Genomic DNA, 18,745 nt, shown 5'->3' with positions numbered 1-18,745 from the left:
GCACCTCGTGAGCACCGAAACCAGCACCCTAACCGGGTGCAGCGGCCCCGGTCGATCAGATCCGCTCCGGCGCTTCGATGCCCAGCAGCGACATACCGGTGTGGAGCGTGCGGCCGGTGAGCTCGGCGAGCGCTTTCCGGCTCGCCCGCAGGTCCGGCGCGGCCGACGACACCGGGCACCGCTCCCAGAACACGTTGAAGACCGCCGCCAGGTCGTGCAGGTAGCCGGCGAGGCGGTGCGGCTCGCGGGCGGCACCGGCCGCCCGCAACGCGGGCTCGAACCCCAGTAGGGCCAGGCCGAGGGCACGCTCGGCCGGATCGGTCACCCTGATCTCGCCCGGCTCGCCGGCGGCTTTGCGGGACAGCGAGCGGATCCGGGCGTACGCGTACTGCAGGTACGGACCAGTGTTCCCGGTGGACGCGAGCATCCGATCCCAGTCGAACACGTAGTCGGCGCGCCGGTCCGCGGACAGGTCGGCGTACTTGATCGCGGCGATGCCGATCTCCGGCGCGGAGGCCCGGGCGGCCGCCTCGTCGAGCAGTTCGGCGAGCCGGACCGTACCGCCGGCCCGGGTCTTCAGCATCCGGCCGTCGGTGCCGAGAATCGAGCCGAAGCCGATGTGCTCGGCGGTCACCTCCCCGGGCAGCCAGCCGGCCGCCCGGGCCACCGCGAACACCATCTGGAAGTGGACCCGCTGCGGCGTGCCGACCACGTAGAGCAGTTCGGTCGCGCCGAGAGCCCGGACCCGCCGGCGCAGGGCGGCGAGGTCGGTCGCCGCGTACCCGAAACCGCCGTCGCCCTTGCGGATGATCAGCGGAAGCGGACCGCCGTCCCGGCCGGTGAAGCCGGCCGGGAACGCGCAGAGCGCGCCGTCGCTCTCGGTCAGCAGGCCCTGCTCGCCCAGTTCGTCGACGATGCCGGCGAGATCCTCCTGGTAGCTGCTCTCGCCGGCGAAGTCGCCGGGACCGAGCGTGACACCGAGCCGGTGATAGGCGTCCAGGAACGCCCGCTCGGACTGGCCGACCAGCCGCCGCCACAGCTCCCGGGTCGGACCGTCGCCGGCCTGTAGCGCCACCACCCGCAGGCGGGCCCGGGTCCGGAAGTCCGCGTCGGAGTCGAACTTCAGCCGGGCCGCCTGGTAGAAGGCGGTGAGGTCGCCGAGGGAGTGCTCCCCCGCCCCGCCCAGTTCGGTCAGGTGCTCGATCAGCATCCCGAACGGTGTGCCCCAGTCGCCGAGGTGGTTGACCCGCTGCACGTGGTGGCCCTGCCACTCCAGGATGCGGGCCAGGGCGTCGCCGATGACCGTCGACCGCAGGTGGCCGACGTGCATCTCCTTGGCGACGTTCGGGCCGGAGTAGTCGAGCACGATCCGTTCCGGCCGGGACACCGGCGGGACACCGAGCCGCGGATCACGCGCCGCGGCCGCCAGCGACTCAGTGATCACTTCATCGGCGACGGTGATGTTCAGGAAACCCGGCCCGGAGACGGTGATCCCGGGGAGATCCGCCTTCGCCGCCACCTCGGCCGCGACCTCCCGGGGCGGCCGGCCCAGCTTGCGGGCCAGGGCCAGCGGGGCGGCGGACTGGAAGTCGGCGAACGGTGACGCCCGGACGGCCGGATCCACCGGTTCCCCGGCGACCGCTTCCAGGGCGGGCGCGAGCCGGTCGTGCAGCAGGTTCTCGAGATTCAAGACGACCCCTTCGACGTCAGCGAAGACGGGTCGGCCTGCCACGATCCAATACCGGCGGGATGCGACCCGCCGGTGGAAAGCAGAACTTCAGCGGCGGCCCTCGGGACGCCGGCGTCGCACGCTGAAGTCGAACATGCCGCGACTATAGCGCCTGGTCGTCGTGGGCGATGCGGGTCATCTGCGGCCAGAGCAGCACCACGAAGAGAGCCGAGCCGACGAAGGCGACCCAGAACGGCGCGGTGATCCCGTAGGCGGCGGCCAGCACGCCCCCGATCGCCGAGCCCACCACCAGGCCACCGTAGACACAGATGGTGTTGACGCTGTCCACCCGGCCCTGGAGACGGGCCGGTACGGCACGCTGGCGCACGGTCCGCGAGGTGGTCCCCCAGACGAAGGCGTGCGCGCCGAACAGGAAGAAGGTCGGCAGCGCGACCCACGGCGAGGTGGTGGCGGCCAGGACCAGATGGGTGAGCGTCTCGATGATCAACCCGACCCGCATCAGGTTGCCGAGGCTGACCCGGGCGGTGAGCCAGCCGTAGAGCGCGGTGCCGAGGATCCCGCCGACCGCGGAGACCGTGGTGATCAGACCGAATCCGACCGCGCCGAGACCGAGCCGGTCACTGGCGTAGAGCACCAGCACCGACCACGCGGCACCGAACGTCAGGTTGAAGATCAGGATGGTGAGGCAGAGGGTGCGTACGGCCGGATGCCGCGCCGTCCACCGCACACCCTCCGAGATGTCCCGCCACACGCTCGACGCGTCCGTCTCCGCGCCGGTACGCCCGTGCGGCGGCAACGTGACCCGGGAGACCAGCAGAATTCCGGCACAGACCAGCACCGCCTCGCCGACCAGCGGCCAGACCCGCCCGGCCGCGAAGAGTGCCGCACCCACCGGCGGGCCGGCCAGCTGGTTCAGGGTGATGAACCCGGTTTGCAGCCGGGCGTTGGCCACCACCAGGTCGTCGCGGTGCACCAGCATCGGGGTGAGCGTGGCGGTGGCGTTGTCGGCGAAGACCTGGGTGGTGGCGAGCAGCCCGAGTCCGAGGAGAGCGGCCGGCACCGGCAACCGGCCGGCGACCAGGGCGGCGATCATCGCGATCAGGACGGTCAGCCGTACGGCGTTGGCGACCAGGACGATCCGCCGCCGGTCGTGCCGGTCCGACAGCACCCCGGCGTAGAGGCCGCAGACCAGCGGCGGCGCCCATCCCAGCAGGGCGGCGAGCGAGATCAGGACCGGGTCGCGGGTGAGCGAGGCGATCAGCAGCGGCCCGGCGGCCGCGGCGATGCCGTCACCGAGATTCGTCGACCAGGAAGAGGCGAGCAGCCAACGGAATCCGACACCGAGCCGGGCCGGAACCAGAGTCTGGACCAGAGTGCGCACAAGGTGAGCACCTTACGTGGATCCGGGCGGCGGGTGGGGTGTGGGCGCCCGCCGGGCGGGGAAGATGGAAGCGTGCTCATCAACGGCCCGGCCGATGTCGCCGGCGCGGCGCTGGACGGGTTGACCCGTACGGCGGACGGGGTGTCGCGACTGGCCGGATCGACGGCGACCGCGATCCGCAGCGACGTGGCCGAGGCCCGGGCGGCCGGCCTGGTCGCCGTCGTCTCCGGCGGCGGCGCCGGTCACGATCCCGCGCACGCCGGGTATGTCGGCTCGGGGATGTTGACCGCGGCGGTCACCGGAGCCCTGTTCACCCCGCCACCGCCGGACGCCGTGCTGGACGCGATCCGGGCGGCCGCCGCGCCGGCCGGGGCCCTGCTCGTCGTACCGAACCGTCCGGCCGACCGGCTGAGCTTCGCGCTCGCCGCGGAGATGGCCCGGGCCGACGGGATCGACGTGGTGGTGGTGCCGGTCGGTGACGACGTGTCGCGTACCGGGGAGGGCCGGCGAGGGCTGGCCGGAACCGTGCTGGTGCAGAAGGTGGCCGGGGCGGCGGCCGCGGGCGGGCGGCCGCTCGCGCAGGTCGCGGCTCTGGCGCGGCGCGCGGCGAGCGCGGTCGGGACGATGGGCGTCGCGCTGGGGCCCTGCACCGCCACGGTCGCCGGGGTGCCCCTGTCCGGGAGTGAGCTCGACTCCCCGCTGGAGCTCGGTTCCCACCAAGGGCTCGGCTTCGCGCCGGGAGAGGTGGAGTGGGGGCCCGGTGCGAGCGGCGAGCCGGGGGTGGGCCGGGGGCCGATCGGTTCGGCGTACCAGGTCGCGGCCCGGCTGATCGCCGCGATCGTCGAGGACCGCGGGATCGTCCCGGGTGATCGGGTCGCGCTGCTGGTCAACGGCCTCGGAGCGAGCTCGCCGACGGAACTGTCCATCATGGCCGAGGGCGCGGTCCGGGCGCTGCGGTCCTGGGGTGTGACACCGGTCCGGGTCTGGGCCGGCGACTTCCTCACCACGCTGGACATGGCCGGCGTGTCGCTGAGCCTGCTGCCGGTGGACGACGAGCTGGTGGCGGCGCTTGACGCGCCGACCACGGCGCCGGCCTGGCCGCACACCACCGCTCCGGCCGAGCCGGGGTTGGTCAAGGCACCGCCGGGCATCAGTACGGCGCCGGGCGAGCTGGGCCTCGATCATCCGGTGCGGCTCGTGCTCGAGGCGGTCGCCGAGGCCCTCATTTCGGTACGCGACGAGCTCACCGCCCTGGATCGCGAGGCGGGCGACGGCGACCTGGGCGTCAGCCTGGCTCTCGGCGCCGCGGCGGTCCTGGCCGAGTGCCCCGCCTACCCCGGCGCCGACGGCCCGGCAGCCGTGCTGCGCGCCGCCGCCGACACGGTACGCCGCACGGTCGCCGGCGTCTCCGGACCGCTCTACGCCATCCTGCTGCTCCGGGCCGCGGCGGCACTGCCCGACTCCCCCGGCCCCCGCGACTGGGCGGCCGCACTCCGCGCCGGGCTCGACGGTGTCCGGGAGGCCGCCGGCGCGGAACCCGGCGACCGAACGATGATCGACGCGCTGGCACCGGCGGCGGCCACCTTCGCCGACCGGCTCGACGCCGGACACCCCTGGCCGGAGGCGCTGAACGCCGCGGTCGACGCGGCTACCACCGGCGCCGACGCGACCGTCGACCTGGAGCCCCGGCTCGGCCGGGCCGGTTACCTGGGCGTACGCGTACTGGGCTACCCCGATCCGGGCGCACAGGCGGTGGCGATCTGGCTGCGCGCCGCGGCCACCGCCCTGCACCCGTAGGGCCGGTCCCGGCGACCGGATACCGTTTCTGGCGTGTGGGACGAGAGCGGCACGGGCGTGTTGCGGCTGCCTTCCGGGCGGCTGATCCGCGGGCGGGGCCTGCGGGAGCCGATGCCGTCGGGGCATCCGCCTCGGTTCGGCGTGTATCTGCTCGGCTCCGCGCCGCCCGAGTTCGGGTGGACCAGCCGCTGGGTGCGATGGCCGGACTTCTGGTTGCCGGCCGATCCGGCGTACGCCCGAGAGGTTCTGCTGGAAGCCTGGCGCCGTGCCGAGGGTGAGCGGGTCGAGGTGGCCTGCGGTGGCGGCCGCGGCCGCACCGGCACCGCCCTGGCGTGCCTCGCCGTGCTGGACGGCGTGCCGGCGCGCGAGGCGGTCGCCTACGTGCGCCGGCACTATCATCCGCGTGCGGTGGAGACGCCCTGGCAGCGGCGTTTCGTGGGGCGCTTCACCGGGCCGGCGGACGCCAGACCGTGAAGTCCTCGATGTGGAAGTGGCTGGCCACGGTCCGGAAGGCGAACCAGCCGCTGGGGTACGGATCCGCGTCGGTGTAGTCGAAGACCAGCTGGTCGTCGCTGTAGTAGCGGATCTGCTGCCCGTGCACCGAGATCCGCACCCGGATCGGCTTGTTCGCCTCGATCAACGGCGACGTGTCGTCGTAGATCAGCGGCCGGTTGCCCGGCTCGCCCACGTACCTGCGGAACCGGGTGGTGGTGTTGAGGTTCGCGCCCTGACCGACGTAGTACGTCTTGAGGTAGTCGTACTGGGCGAAGGCCCCGCTGCGGGTGGTGGCGAAGATGTCCTCCGGCGACCGCACGTCGCGCGCGTTCCAGAACGTGTTCAGGTCGGTGACCTTGTCGTTCGGGCCGCCCGCCGAGATCGGCGTGGCGGTGAACTCGATCTCGTACGGCCCCTCGAGCTGCTGCTTGAGCCAGACCGTGGCGCCGTTCGGCACGTCGATGTCCAGCTTCCCGCCGGAGGCTTCGACGGTGCCGCCGCTCTGCAGCTCGGCCTGCCACTTCCCGGAATCCGTCACGAAGTTGTCGGCCGCGATCACCTGCCATGCGCGCGTCGCCGACGCCGTCGTCTGGATTCTCGGCCGGGCCGGCGGCTTGGACCCGAAACCGAGGTAGAAGTCGGTCAGGGTGGACTGGAGATACCCGCGAACGGTCCAGCCGAGCCGGTACGCCGGGTTGTGGGCCAGGGTGTAGAGCTTGACGTTTGTCGGGATGTTCGTCGTGAAGAGCCGCAGCGCGGTGTGGTCGGCGGTCTCGGCGAGGTACTCCTCGCGCCAGTCACCGAGGATGTCGCCGTAGAACGGGACCGCGTTGCGCCAGGACGAGACGACACCGGACGGCTCGAAGAGCTTCGAGGAGGTCTGCTTCTTGGGGTTCCACTTCTCGACGTACGTATTGTCGAGCAGCTCCGAGCCCTTGTCGCCGTCCCACCAGATGCGGAAGTTGACGCTCGGCGTGGTCTTGCTGAGCCGGGTGCCGTCGACGCTCCAGACACCGGCGCCCGGCAGGTCCGGGTTGGCGGTCGCGGCCCAGAACTCGTAGCCGTCGTGGAACGGGTCGATGTCGGCGGTGGTGCCCCGCGGCACGTCCCAGAGCGTGGCGTCCTGCGGTACGTCCGGGTGCGAGCCGGTGATCAGCCGCGCGCCGGTCGCCGCGTCGTAGTAGTACCAGGGGAAGCTGGTGAAGACGCCGCCCTCGGTCTGCTGGATGGCGTACCCCTCCAGGCCGGGACGGGCCGGGTCCAGGTCGCCGATGTGGAAGCGGTCGCCGTGGGTCGAGCCGTCGACGACGTAGCGGAACGTACCGTCGCTGTTGACGACGTAGTTGCCGTCGGCGATGTCGTCCCGGCCGTCCTGGTCGACGTCGATGATCCGCAGCTGGTGAAAGCTGGTGCCCTGCCCCTTCACGAAGGTCCAGCGGCGGTTCAGGTCGCGGCCGTTGTAGTCCCAGGCGGCGAAGAGAACCCGGAAGTCGCCGCGCCGGGCGCCGATCCGGACCACCTGCTTGGTGATCAGGCTGGGGTGCTCGCCGTCCAGGTAGGCGATGCCGTACTGACCGCCGGAGGGTCCGTCGGCGGCCAGGTCGGAGGCCACCGGGACACGGGTGCGTTCGACGCCGGTGCGGCCGTCGATGACCGAGACGAACTGATCGAGGGCGCCGGGTGAGCTGATCACGGCACCGTCGGCGAACGTGGTGCCGTTGGCGGTCTTCACGAAGACCTCGGCCCTGCCGTCGCTGTCCAGGTCGTAGACGGTGACGTTGTCGTCGTTGCGGTAGCCGGCCACCTCGCCGTAACCGCTGATCGCCGCGAGCGGCGGGTCGTTGGCGGCGTTACCGCCGGCGCGGGCGTACGAGTTGACGCCCAGGTTCACACGCCACAGGTTCTTGCCGGCGAGGGTGTACGCCTCCAGGTAGTTGGGCTGGTCGAGGGCGTAGGACAGGCGGGACACGACGATCTCGTACCGGCCGTCGCCGTCCAGGTCGCCGGGCCAGGCGTGCTGCACGTAGTAGCCGGGCGCGTCGAGCAGCGGGATGTCGCCGGGCGTGATCGCCGGGCCGCTCGGGGCCTGCTCCCGGTTCTTCACCACGGCCCGGACGGTGTAGACGCCGGTCCCCGGTGTGGTGTCGGTGAAGTTGGTCGACTCGTCGAGCGGCTTCCGGTTCAGCCGCTTCGCACCCTTGTAGACGTTGAAGGCGACGTTGTTGCCGTACTCGGTGCCGAGCAGACGCCAGCTCAGGAACGTGCCGCCGCCTTCGGCGGGCACCGCGGTGAGCCCGCGATCCAGCGATTCGACGATCCGTCCGGGGGATTCAGGCTTGCCGGCGGCGTGCGCCGGCGCGGTTAGGAAGCCGGCGACCAGCGTGAAGCCGGCCGCGGCGGCGATGGCCGCTCTCATCGTCAGTTCTCCATGATCCGGTACGCCGGAGGTCGGCGCGGGCCGGAACGTATGGGATCACTGTGTATCGACGTTTGCGTACGTTTAAATCCGATCACTCAAGTCGGAGTCGTTCGCTCAGGTGAGGGCTTTGCCACGCTGCAAGATTGAGACGGGCGCCACCTTCTGGTCGAGAACCGTGATCAATTCGGCGAGCCGGTCGAGCAGCTCGTCGTCGACCGGCAGGTCGGCGACGCTGCGGCGGATCTGTTCGCCGACGCGGTCGTGCAGGCGGCGCCCACGGGCCGCCAGGTGCACCCGGATCCGCCGCCGGTCCACGTCGTCGCCCCGGCGGTAGACCACGTTCTCCTCGACCAGGTGGTCGATCAGCCGGGTCAGGCTGCCCGGCGGCAGGAAGGCGAGGTCGGAGAGCTCGGTCATGAAGTGGCCCTTGCCGTCGGCCAGCACCGAGACGACGCGCCAGTCGTCCATCGAGCAGCGCTCGGCCTCGAGGATTGTCGCCAGGCGGCGGCCCAGCAGTCGCTCGGCGCGCGTGAGCAGGTACATCAGATCCGTTGATCCCCGCATCGTCGGGATGTTACCGAACGGCGACCAGGCTCCCTGGAGATCGCCGGGTCGATCCAGGAGCATGAGGCGATGCCGTTGGACATGGCCCTCGTGGTGCCGCTGCGCGGCCCGGCCGGGATCTTCGGCCCGAGCGCCGAACTGTGCGCGGAGCTCGCCGCCGAGGAGGTCAACCGCGCGGGCGGTGTGCTCGGCCGGGAACTGCGGCTCGTGCCGGTCGACGGTGGCGCTCCCCCGCAGGCGGTGGCCACCGAGGTGGCCGCGCTTGTCGCGTCGGGCGCGGTGCAGGGTGTCACCGGCTGGCACATCTCCACGGTCCGGCAGGCGGTGGCACCGCGGATCGCCGGCCGGGTGCCGTACGTCTACACCGCGCTCTACGAGGGCGGCGAGTGCGCCGAAGGGGTCTTCCTCACCAGCGAGACGCCCGACGTGCAGCTGTTTCCCGCGATGAGCCTGCTGGGCGCGGAACGGTCGGCCCGCCGGTGGTACATAGTGGGCAACGACTACGTCTGGCCGCGCCGCACCGCCCTGGCCGCCCGGCACTACGCGGCCGCGGCCGGGATGTGTATCGCCGGCGAGAGCTACGTCCCGCTTGGCACCCACGACTACGCCGCAGTGCTGCGGCGAATCGAGCACTCCGGCGCCGACGCGGTGCTGATGCTGCTCGTCGGCACCGACGCGGTCCGGTTCAACCGGGCCTTCGCGCGCTCCGGCCTGACCGCCCGCTGCCTGCGCCTGAGCACTCTCATGGACGAGAACATGCTGCTGGCCAGCGGCGCCGAGGCGACACAGGACCTGTTCAGCACGGCCGGCTTCTTCGCCTCCATGGTCACGCCGGAGAACCTCGACTTCCACGGCCGGTACGCGGCCCGCTTCGGCACCGAGGCACCCCCGCTGGGCAGCCTCGGTGAGTCCTGTTACGAGGGCGTGCTGCTGCTCGCCGCCCTGATCGAACGGGCCGGCACCATCGATCCACGCGCGATCGGGGCGTACGCCGAGTCGGTGTCCTATGTGGGCCCGCGCGGTCTGCTGCGCTTGCGGCAGCGGCACGTGAGCCAGCGGATCTATCTGGCGCAGGCGCGCGGGGTGGAGTTCGACGTCCTGACCCAGCTGCCTTGACAGGCGGCCCACCCGCCCGCGAAGATGCTTCCAGCCGGAAGTAACCGCTTTTAGCCGACCTTTTCAAGGTCGGCTTTTTTGTTTTTCTGCGGGAAACGCAGGAAACGCCGTATTAAGGCACGGGAAACGACCCGGAAATCGAAGGACATGAAACTAATGCTGCCCAGCAGATCGGCAGCGAGGCCGGTCAGGGGCGGCGTCCTGCGGCGCAACGACCGGCAACCCCGGCGGCTAGGACTTCATCGACATCAATCCGAGTTCGGCTATTCAAGCCGCTACGGAGGTTTCATGTTCAGGATTGACGGCCGCCGCACCGCGGCCATTCTTGCATCGATTGCGACGTTCGCGGCACTCACCGCCTGTGGCGCCAAGACCACCGACGACGCGGCCCCGGCCGCCGGCGCGGCGATCGACACAGCGGGCGACACCGTCAAGGTCGGCCTGCTGAACTCGCTCTCCGGCACCATGGCGATCAGCGAGGTGACCGTACGCGACTCGCTCCAGCTCGCCATCGAGGAGATCAACGCGGCCGGCGGTGTGCTCGGCAAGAAGATCCAGGCGGTGAGCGAGGACGGCGCCTCCGACTGGCCCACCTTCGCCGAGAAGTCGCAGAAACTGATCAGCGAGGACAAGGTGGCGGCGGTCTTCGGCTGCTGGACGTCGGCCAGCCGTAAGGCGGTCAAGCCGGTCTTCGAGAAGAACAAGTCGCTGCTCTTCTACCCGGTGCAGTACGAGGGACTGGAGCAGTCGCCGTACATCTTCTACACCGGCGCCACCACCAACCAGCAGATCGTCCCCGGCCTGGACTACCTCAAGGCGCAGGGCAAGACGAGCGTCTACCTGGTCGGCTCGGACTACGTCTTCCCGCGGACCGCAAACAAGATCATCAAGGCGTACGCCGAGGCGAACGGCATGAAGGTGCTCGGCGAGGACTACGCGCCGCTGGGTTCCACGGAGTTCTCCACGATCGTCAACAAGGTGAAGGCGTCCGGTGCCTCGGCGGTGTTCAACACCCTCAACGGCGACAGCAACGTGGCCTTCTTCAAGGAGTACAAGTCGGCCGGTCTGACCGCCGAGGGCATGCCGGTGGTCTCCGTCTCGATCGCCGAGGAGGAGGTCAAGAGCATCGGCACGCAATACCTCGCGGGCCAGCTCACGGCCTGGAACTATTACCAGACCACCGAGGGCGCGGCGAACGAGAAGTTCGTGGCCGCGTACAAGAAGAAGTACGGCGCGGACAAGCCGACCAGTGACCCGATGGAGGCCGCGTACGTCTCGGTCTACCTGTGGAAGGCGATGGTCGAGAAGGCCGGCTCCTTCGACGTGGAGAAGGTCAAGGGCGCGGCGGACGGTATCACGTTCGACGCCCCCGAGGGCAAGGTGACCGTCGACGGCGCGACGCAGCACATCTCGAAGACCGCCCGGATCGGCAAGATCGGCGACGACGGCCTGATCAAGGAGGTGTGGAACTCCGGTCAGCCGATCAAGCCGGACCCGTACCTCAAGGGCTACAGCTGGGCCGGCGGCCTGGCCTGACCGTCGTGGCGGGCCGCCCGGCGACGGGCGGTCCGCTGGAAGGGGTGCACCGTGACCGTCGTCCTCAACCAGCTCTTCACCGGCATCAGCATCGGCGCGGTGCTGCTGCTCATCGCTCTCGGCCTGTCGCTGACCTTCGGTCAGATGGGCGTCATCAACATGGCGCACGGCGAGTTCATCATGGCCGGCGCCTACACCGTGTACGTGCTCCAGCAGGTGATCACCGGAGCCGGCTGGTCCCTGCTGATCGCGCTGCCGGTCGCGTTCGCCATCGCCGGCCTGATGGGCGTCCTGCTCGAGTTCCTGCTGATCCGCCGCCTCTACGCCCGCCCGCTGGACACCCTGCTGGTCACCTGGGGCGTCGCCCTGATCCTGCAGCAGGTGGCCCGGGACGTCTTCGGCGCGCCGAACGTGCAGACCCGGGCCCCGGAGTTCCTCACCGGCAGTGTCACCCTCTTCGGTGACCTGGTCATCTCCAGCAGCCGGCTGTTCATCCTGGCGCTGTCGCTGGTCGCGGTCGCCGCCCTGACCGTGGTGCTGAAGACCACCTCGCTGGGCCGCCGGATCCGGGCCGTGGTGCAGAACCGCGACCTGGCCGCCGTCTCCGGCCTGGCCACCGGCCGGGTGGACCGGCTGACGTTCTTCATCGGCTCGGGCCTGGCCGGCATCGCCGGGGTCGCGCTGACCCTGATCGGCCCGATCGGCCCGACCATGGGCACCAACATCATCGTCAACGCGTTCCTGGTCGTCGTCGTGGGCGGCATCGGTCAGCTGAAGGGAACCGTCATCGTGGCGTTCGTCCTGGGCATCCTCCAGTCCATGGTGGAATACACGACCACCGTCAGCGTCGCCAGCGTGATCGTCTTCGTCGCCATCGTCGCCTTCCTCCAGTGGCGCCCGCAGGGTCTCTTCACTCTTCGGACGAGGAGCCTGGCATGACGTACCTCAAGAAACCCCTGGTGGGCTTCGGCATCGCGGCGGTGCTGCTCTTCGTCGTCGCGCCGGTGGCGCTCGGCGACTTCCGGCTGAACCTGCTCGCCAAGTACCTGTGCTTCGCCATCATCGCGGTCGGCATCGGCCTGGCCTGGGGCCGCGGCGGCATGCTCACTCTCGGACAGGGCGTCTTCTTCGGCCTCGGCGGCTACGCGATGGCGATGCATCTCAAGCTCGCCGACGCGGGTCCCGGCAGCATGCCGGACTTCATGATGCTGTACGGCCAGCTGGACGAACTGCCGTGGTGGTGGAAGCCGTTCGCGAACCCGATCTTCGCGCTGGCCGCCACGATCCTGCTGCCGATGTTCGTCGCCCTGCTGCTCGGCCTGCTGATCTTCCGGCGCCGGGTCCGGGGCGCGTACTTCGCGATCCTGTCCCAGGCGCTCTGCGCGGCCTTCGCGATCCTGCTCATCGGCCAGCAGGGCACCACCGGCGGCACCAACGGGCTCACCGACATCCAGGGCTTCTTCGGGTACGACCTGAACGACCCGGTCAACCGCCGGATGATCTATTTCATCATCGCCGGGAGCCTGCTCGCCGTACTCGCCCTCACCTGGCAACTCAACCGCAGCCGGTACGGCGAACTGCTGGTGGCGGTCCGGGACGGCGAGGAGCGGGTGCGGTTCCTCGGCTACGACCCGGCGAACGTCAAGCTCGTCGCGTACGTCGCCGCCGCCGGCATGGCCGGGCTGGCCGGTGCCCTCTTCGTCCCGGCCGTGGGAATCATCTCGCCCGCCATGATCGGCGTCGTGCCCTCGATCGAGTTCGTCATCGGCGTCGCGGTCGGTGGCCGGGCCAGCCTGGTCGGGCCGGCACTCGGCGCCATCGCGGTGGCCTGGGCGAAGACCGCCCTCTCCGAGAAGGTGCCGTCCGCGTGGACGTACTTCGAGGGGCTGCTCTTCATCCTGCCGATCGTGTTCCTGCCCGGCGGCCTGGCCTCCCTGGCCGGGATGATCCGCCGGCGGCGTGCCGTGGTTGTGGATAACCCTCCCGCACCTGTGGAGAAGACTCCCGTGGAGGTGACGACATGAGCGGCCTCTCCGTCCGCGACCTGCGGGTCGTCTTCGACGGGTTCGTCGCGGTCGGCGGCGTCGACCTGGACGTGCCGGCCGGCGACGTGCGGTTCATCATCGGCCCGAACGGCGCCGGCAAGACCACCCTGATCGACGCGGTCACCGGGCTGGCGAAGGCCACCGGCTCGGTCACCTTCGAGGGTCAGGAGCTGCTCGGGCGCAAGGTTCACAAGATCGCCCGGCTGGGCGTGGGGCGGACCTTCCAGACCGCGACGGTCTTCGAGGAACTCACCGTCCTGCAAAATCTCGACATCGCCGCCGGCTGGGCACGGGGTCCGCTGACCCTTTTGCGTACGCGTAAAGGCGTGCCACCCGAGGTCGAGAAGGCCCTGGAGACGGTACGGCTGACCGGGGTCCGGGACAAGCCGGCCGGGACACTGGCGCACGGGCAGAAGCAGTGGCTGGAGATCGGCATGCTGCTGGTGCAGAACGCCCAGTTGTTCCTGCTCGACGAGCCGGTCGCCGGGATGAGCCACGACGAACGCGACGCCACCGGTGAACTGCTCGGGCAGCTCAGCAAGGACCACACCGTGGTGGTGATCGAGCACGACATGGACTTTTTGCGGCGGTTCGCCCGTACGGTCACCGTCATGCACGCCGGAAAGATCCTCTCTGAGGGCACGGTTGCGCAGGTCCAGGCAGATCCGAAGGTGCAGGAGGTCTATCTAGGACACCCGGTGGAGGCGTGATGCTGCGATTCGAGGAGATCCACGCGGGGTACGGCCGCAGCATCGTCCTGCACGGCGTCAGCCTCACCGTGCCGACCGACGGGGTGGCCGCGGTGCTCGGGCACAACGGGGCCGGCAAGAGCACCCTGCTGCGTGCCGCGATCGGGCTGATCAAACCGCGCAGCGGCCTGATCCTGCTGGACGGCGAGGACATCACCAAGCTGGCGCCGCACGAGCGGGTGGCGCGCGGCATGGCGTACGTGCCGCAGGGGCAGCAGAGCTTCCCGCACCTCACGACGCTGGAAAATTTGCAGCTGGTCGCCGACGGGCGGGCGGACGGCAAGACCGCGATGGCCGAGGCACTGGACATGTTCCCGGCGCTCACCGAGCTGCTGAACCGCCGGGCCGGCCTGCTCTCCGGTGGTCAGCGCCAGCAGCTGGCCCTGGCCCGAGCGCTGATCACCCGGCCCCGCCTGCTGCTGCTCGACGAACCCACCGAGGGCATCCAGCCGTCGGTGGTCGCCGAGATCGAGCAGACCATCCTGGGGCTGGCGAGCCGGGGCGGGATGTCGGTGCTGCTGGTCGAGCAGCACGTGGGGTTCGCCCTGCGGGCCGCGCAGACCTACCACGTGCTGGAGGCGGGCCGGGTCACGTCGACCGGCGACGGCGGAGCGGAGGCCGAGTCGACGGTCCGCCAGGCCCTCACCGTCTGACGGCACATGAGCGGGGTGATGCCGGGTTGCCGCCCGGCGTCACCCCGCTCACCAGTTGAACCGGCCGGGAAAGACCACGTCGGCCAGCTCGTTCTGGCCCTCGACGTTGGGGTGGAAGTAGTCGATCCGGTTCACCAGGTCGAGCGAGAAGCGGACCTCGTGCGCCCGGCCGCCGTCCCAGCGGCACCGCTTGCCGTACGCCCGGCACGCCTTGCGCAGCTGCTCGTTGTACGCGTCGATGCGGTCCCGCACCTGCTCGCGCCGCTCCTGGTCGGCGCGCGCCGTCGAGGCGGGGTTGGCGAGCATCGACGGGCAGATGTCGCTCTGGCTCCAGACCCGCACCGCCTGCTCGTCGTCGCGGCCCAGCTCCCACAGCCGGTAGAGGTCGGGGACGCTCACCACCAGCACGCGGGCCTTGGGCAGGCCCTTCTTCAGCCGGGCCAGGCCCCGGTCGACCTCCTTGCGGAACTGTGCCGCCGAGGTCATGTTCCGCACCGAGGCGGCACACGCGTCGTTCGCTCCGATCAGGACGGTCACGTACTGCGCCTTCACCTCGACCGCCCGATCGGCCTGCCCGGCCAGGGCGTCCGCCTCCGCGCCCGGCTCGGCAAAGTTGTGCGCCTCGCCCTTGATCTTCGGGTTGTCCTCCAGGATCCGCCGGTAGTGGCTGTCCACCGCGGAGCTGGTCCCGGTCGACCAGGAGTTGCGGCTGCACGCGACGAAGGCCAGGCAGCTGCCGAACCCGGCGGTGATCGAGTCACCCAGGGCGGCCATCGACGACGGCAGCGCGGCCGCCGGCCTGCTCGTCGGGGTGTCGCCGCTCGGCTCAGGTGTGGCGCCGCCCGCGCCCTCGCACGCCAGGGCGAACACCGCGAGGAGTGCCAGAGCGACCAGGTGCCGGCGGCGGAACATTCCGGCACGATATGCCATACCCGGCCCTGGCGTCGAAGAAATGATCACACTGTGCGATCAACAGAACTCAATCTGTCACTTTCTCGTGCTGTTTCCCGGCGGTCGCGCTGGGGCCCGCAGTGCAGATCATCGCGCTGGTAGAGCGGGGACTTTTTCGTCACGCGTACCGATAAGGGGCGGGCCGGGCAATGTGCTTGCCCGGCCCACGCATCAATCAGTGGCGGTGCAGGAGCTCGTGGGTCTGGCTGATCTTCGCCCACGACTTCGGGGCGGCCGGGGCCGCCTTGCGGGCCAGCGTCGCGGCGCCGGCCACGGCCGGCTTGGACGGGGTGAAGAGCCAGGCCTGGAAGAGCGCGTCCAGGTCCTCGCCGGAGATCTTCTCGGCGAGGGCGGTGAACTCCTCGGTGGTCACGTCGCCGTACTTGTGCTCGGCGGCCCAGGTACGCACGATCTCGAAGAAGTCGTCGTCGCCGACGGCCAGGCGCAGCTGGTGCAGGGTCATCGCGCCGCGGTCGTAGACGGCGTCGCCGAACAGCTGGGGCACGCCGGGATCGGCCGGTGCGGTGGTCCAGATCGCGGCGTCATCGGGGTACGTCGCGTACAGGTAATCGAAGATCTCCTGCGCCGTGCCCTCCTCGTTCTTCTCCGACCACAGCCACTCGGCGTAGCTGGCGAAGCCCTCGTTGAGCCAGATGTGCTTCCACTCGGCCAGCGACAGCGAGTCGCCGAACCACTGGTGTGCCATCTCGTGCACGACCACCGAGGTGTTGGAGCCGCGGCGGAAGAACCCGGACGAGTAGGTGGGCCGGGTCTGGTTCTCCAGGGCGAAGCCGAGCGTGTTGGGCGGCGCGACGAGCCCGCCGATCGCCTCGAACGGGTACGGCCCGAACACCGTCTCCTCCCACTCGGTGATCTCGGCGGTCCGCTCGATGCTGGCCTGCGCCGCGTCCCGGAAGTCCTGGGTGAGCAGCTGGGAGTAGGCGTTGTAGACCGGCAGGCCACCCGCGGTGGTGTCGGTGGTGACGTCGTACTGACCGACGGCCAGGAAGGTCAGGTACGTCGCCTGCGGCTTGACCGACCGCCAGCTCCACCGGGTGTAGCCGAGCGTCTCGCGGACCGGCGGGCGGGGCATGACGCCGTTGCTGATCGCCTCGACGCCCTCGGGCACCGACACCGACACGTCGAAGGTCGCCTTGTCCGACGGGTGGTCGTTGCTCGGGTACCACCACCAGGCGATCTCCGGTTGCCCGACGGCGAGGGCGCCGTCCGGCGTGCGGACCCAGGCGGTGAAACCGGCCGCGACCTCGGTCGACGGGGTGCCGGCGTACTGCACCACGACGGTCATGGCCCCGCCGTCGGCCACCGGGCGGGCCGGCGTGACGACGAGCTCGTGCTCACCCTCACGCACGAAGGTGGCCGGCCGGTTGTTCACCCGCACCGACGAGACGTCGAGCAGGAAGTCGAGGTTGAACCGGCTGAGATCCTGTGTGGCCGTCGCCAGGATCGTGGTCGTTCCGGTGAGCCGGTCGGTGGCCGGCGTGTAACGCAGCCGGACGTCGTAGTGGGAGACGTCGTACCCGCTGTTGCCGTAATCCGGGTAGTACTCGTCGCCGAGCCCGGGCCCGCCCGGCGCCGGCGCGGCACGGTGTTGCTGTGGCACGGCAACGGGCGCGGCCTGAGCGGCCGCGCCCGTTCCAGCAAGGGTCAACGCTGTGGCGGTCACGGCCACGAGCAGTCTTCGCACGGTCGAGCTTCCTTCCGTCGGCGGACCGGGTCGCGGCCCGACGTTGGCGAGAACGAACCCCGCCAACCTATCGAAGGATGTCGACTATTTTCTGTCAGGACATCGCCACATCGTCGAACCAGACCGTGCCGGTGTTGTCGCCGGACTTCAGGTGCAGCTGAACGCTCGTCGCACCCGCCGGGGCCACCGCCTCGATGACGAGCTTGGTCCAGGTGGTGTTGCCGCTCGGCAGACGGTTGGAAAGGTTCTGGCTGATCCACTTGCCGTTGACGTCGAACCAGCTCAGCGACATCTCGGTGGTGCCGGTCGCGGCGATGCCGCGGGCGAACGCCTCGGCGCGCCACCGGTAGCCGGCCTGGACCGGGGTGATCGGCGCGGTGACCACCGACGGCAGGCCCGCCGAGGTCCGGGTGGTACGGGAGAACCGGATCGACTTGGTGCCGTTGCGCGGCATGTCGGTGCTGACCACGCCGACGCCGGCCAGCGGCTGGTTCACCCGCCACGGCGAGTCGATCTCGGCGGCCTCGAAGCCCAGGTTCAGGAAGCTGTTGGGCGTGGTGCCGGTCGTCCAGGCGGTGTGCACGACGGAGGCGGCGATCTTGGCGGTGCCGTCGGCGCGGTAGAGGCCGAACTTGTACTGAGCGGGCAGCGTCGACACCACCGAGTTGCTCGGGATGGCGCCGGCCGAGAAGTCGTTGAGCGTCCACGGGGCCACCGAGCCGACACCGGCCTCCTTGGCGGCGCGGAACACCCGGGCCAGGTACGCACCCTGCTCGCCCTCGCTGACAACGGCGCTGCTGACACCGGTCTCACCGATCACGATCGGGGACGGCGCGACCGCGGCCTGAGCCTTGCGGATCTCGGCGAGCGACCGCTCCGAGTTGCCGTAGAAGTGGAAGTCGTAGTAGTCCAGCGGGGTCTCGGTCAGCGCCGACTTGATCTTCGCCATGCCGGCCGCGCCGGTGGCGCCGTCGACCGAGAGGGTCAGCGGCATGGCCGGAGCGGCCGCCCGGATCGCCGGGATGACCTGGCGGACCCAGGTGACGGCGGCCGTGTCGTTCGGCTGGAACTCGTTCTTCACCTCGACCGCGATTACCCGCGGGTCGTTCACGTACGGCGCCAGCACGGCGTTCGCCCAGGTGATGCTGTTCGCCACGTCCGAGTAGCCGGCCCACCAGTCGAAGAGCGTCACCTTGACGGTGAGGCCGTTCGCGTCCGCGATGCTGATGAACTTGCGCAGCCGCTCGGTGTATTCGATCTTCGGCTGCGGGTAGCCGAAGACCTGCGGGAAGACGATCACGCGGACGTTGTCCGCGCCGAGGGCGGCGATCCGGGCCATGTCCTGCTCGATCCGGACGGCGTCGAAGCCGGTCCACATGGCCGACCAGCCCGCGTCGGACGGGTAGTAGTTCAGCGACTTGGCCACCTTGACCGCGGCCATCCGGTTCGCCATGTCCGGCACCTCCAGGGTGGCCGCCTGGGCCTGGGCGACCGGCACCATCATGCACAGCAGGAACGAGAAGGTCACGATGTACGCGCGGAAGCGGGTGCTGGTCATTGGGGGGTGGCCTCTTCGCTTGGGTTGCTTTTCGGGGGTGACCACCCATTCGGCGGGTATCACCCGGGTTGCAGGGCTTGGCTGAT

General features: G+C 70.3%; 15 protein-coding genes. 8 read left to right on the top strand and 7 right to left on the bottom strand.

All coding sequences use genetic code 11. The features are described from left to right. Positions 1-55 precede the first annotated feature (55 nt). Positions 56-1,690 carry an arginine--tRNA ligase gene (gene argS / locus I4J89_RS30070; RefSeq protein WP_196417481.1) on the bottom strand — a complete coding sequence of 545 codons (1,635 nt, stop codon included), beginning with the start codon at positions 1,688-1,690 and terminating at the stop codon, positions 56-58. Between the two features lie 142 nt (positions 1,691-1,832). After that, a complete protein-coding gene (locus I4J89_RS30065; RefSeq protein ID WP_196417480.1) occupies positions 1,833-3,071 on the bottom strand; it encodes an MFS transporter in 1,239 nt (412 codons plus the stop codon). Between the two features lie 72 nt (positions 3,072-3,143). On the opposite strand from I4J89_RS30065, the gene I4J89_RS30060 reads away from it, so the two are divergent. Together I4J89_RS30060 and I4J89_RS30055 are read left to right on the top strand one after the other, a co-directional pair. Beyond that, positions 3,144-4,868 carry a dihydroxyacetone kinase family protein gene (locus I4J89_RS30060; protein WP_196417479.1) on the top strand — a complete coding sequence of 575 codons (1,725 nt, stop codon included), beginning with the start codon at positions 3,144-3,146 and terminating at the stop codon, positions 4,866-4,868. A gap of 33 nt (positions 4,869-4,901) precedes the next feature. Continuing rightward, entirely contained in the window at positions 4,902-5,342 is a 441-nt protein-coding gene (locus I4J89_RS30055) for a protein-tyrosine phosphatase family protein (protein ID WP_196417478.1), read from the top strand. Here I4J89_RS30055 and I4J89_RS30050 read toward each other — a convergent pair. Together I4J89_RS30050 and I4J89_RS30045 are read right to left on the bottom strand one after the other, a co-directional pair. Further along, positions 5,314-7,779, bottom strand: a complete 2,466-nt coding sequence (locus tag I4J89_RS30050; protein WP_196417477.1) for a rhamnogalacturonan lyase family protein — start codon at positions 7,777-7,779, stop codon at positions 5,314-5,316. The genes I4J89_RS30055 and I4J89_RS30050 overlap by 29 nt on opposite strands. Before the next feature lie 117 nt (positions 7,780-7,896). Then, positions 7,897-8,346 (bottom strand): MarR family transcriptional regulator, encoded by a 450-nt coding sequence (locus I4J89_RS30045; protein WP_196417476.1) that lies wholly within the window; start codon positions 8,344-8,346, stop codon positions 7,897-7,899. Positions 8,347-8,415: 69 nt separating this feature from the next. On the opposite strand from I4J89_RS30045, the gene I4J89_RS30040 reads away from it, so the two are divergent. The 6 genes from I4J89_RS30040 (at position 8,416) to urtE (ending at position 14,445) form a co-directional block, all read left to right on the top strand. Then, positions 8,416-9,462: a substrate-binding domain-containing protein gene (locus I4J89_RS30040; protein WP_196417475.1), complete on the top strand. Its 1,047-nt coding sequence runs from the start codon at positions 8,416-8,418 to the stop codon at positions 9,460-9,462. A 288-nt stretch (positions 9,463-9,750) separates the two neighbouring features. Continuing rightward, the gene (gene urtA / locus I4J89_RS30035; RefSeq protein ID WP_196417474.1) at positions 9,751-10,998 is read left to right on the top strand and encodes an urea ABC transporter substrate-binding protein; all 1,248 of its coding nucleotides are present in this window, start codon (positions 9,751-9,753) and stop codon (positions 10,996-10,998) included. Between the two features lie 51 nt (positions 10,999-11,049). Then, complete coding sequence (gene urtB / locus I4J89_RS30030; RefSeq protein ID WP_196417473.1) at positions 11,050-11,937, top strand: urea ABC transporter permease subunit UrtB; 888 nt, start codon at positions 11,050-11,052, stop codon at positions 11,935-11,937. Then, positions 11,934-13,022 (top strand): urea ABC transporter permease subunit UrtC, encoded by a 1,089-nt coding sequence (urtC, locus tag I4J89_RS30025; RefSeq protein WP_196417472.1) that lies wholly within the window; start codon positions 11,934-11,936, stop codon positions 13,020-13,022. Before urtB ends, urtC begins: the two co-directional genes overlap by 4 nt. Continuing rightward, positions 13,019-13,753, top strand: a complete 735-nt coding sequence (urtD, locus tag I4J89_RS30020; protein ID WP_196417471.1) for an urea ABC transporter ATP-binding protein UrtD — start codon at positions 13,019-13,021, stop codon at positions 13,751-13,753. Before urtC ends, urtD begins: the two co-directional genes overlap by 4 nt. Continuing rightward, on the top strand, positions 13,753-14,445 hold the full coding sequence (gene urtE / locus I4J89_RS30015; RefSeq protein ID WP_196417470.1) for an urea ABC transporter ATP-binding subunit UrtE: 693 nt from the start codon (positions 13,753-13,755) through the stop codon (positions 14,443-14,445). The genes urtD and urtE overlap by 1 nt, the downstream gene beginning before the upstream one ends. Positions 14,446-14,493: 48 nt before the next feature. On the opposite strand, the gene I4J89_RS30010 is transcribed toward urtE, so the two are convergent. From I4J89_RS30010 to I4J89_RS30000, 3 genes are all read right to left on the bottom strand, one after another. Beyond that, the gene (locus tag I4J89_RS30010; protein WP_196417469.1) at positions 14,494-15,357 is read right to left on the bottom strand and encodes a GDSL-type esterase/lipase family protein; all 864 of its coding nucleotides are present in this window, start codon (positions 15,355-15,357) and stop codon (positions 14,494-14,496) included. Between the two features lie 214 nt (positions 15,358-15,571). Continuing rightward, entirely contained in the window at positions 15,572-17,101 is a 1,530-nt protein-coding gene (locus I4J89_RS30005; protein ID WP_196417468.1) for a M1 family metallopeptidase, read from the bottom strand. Positions 17,102-17,195: 94 nt separating this feature from the next. Continuing rightward, positions 17,196-18,659, bottom strand: a complete 1,464-nt coding sequence (locus tag I4J89_RS30000; protein WP_196417467.1) for a glycoside hydrolase 5 family protein — start codon at positions 18,657-18,659, stop codon at positions 17,196-17,198. Between the last annotated feature and the right edge of the window lie 86 nt (positions 18,660-18,745).

This window comes from Actinoplanes aureus, from assembly GCF_015704865.1.
Lineage (GTDB): Bacteria > Actinomycetota > Actinomycetes > Mycobacteriales > Micromonosporaceae > Actinoplanes > Actinoplanes aureus.
The sequence above is the reverse complement of the archived record's forward strand: the minus strand, read 5'-3'. Positions and strand labels throughout refer to the sequence as shown.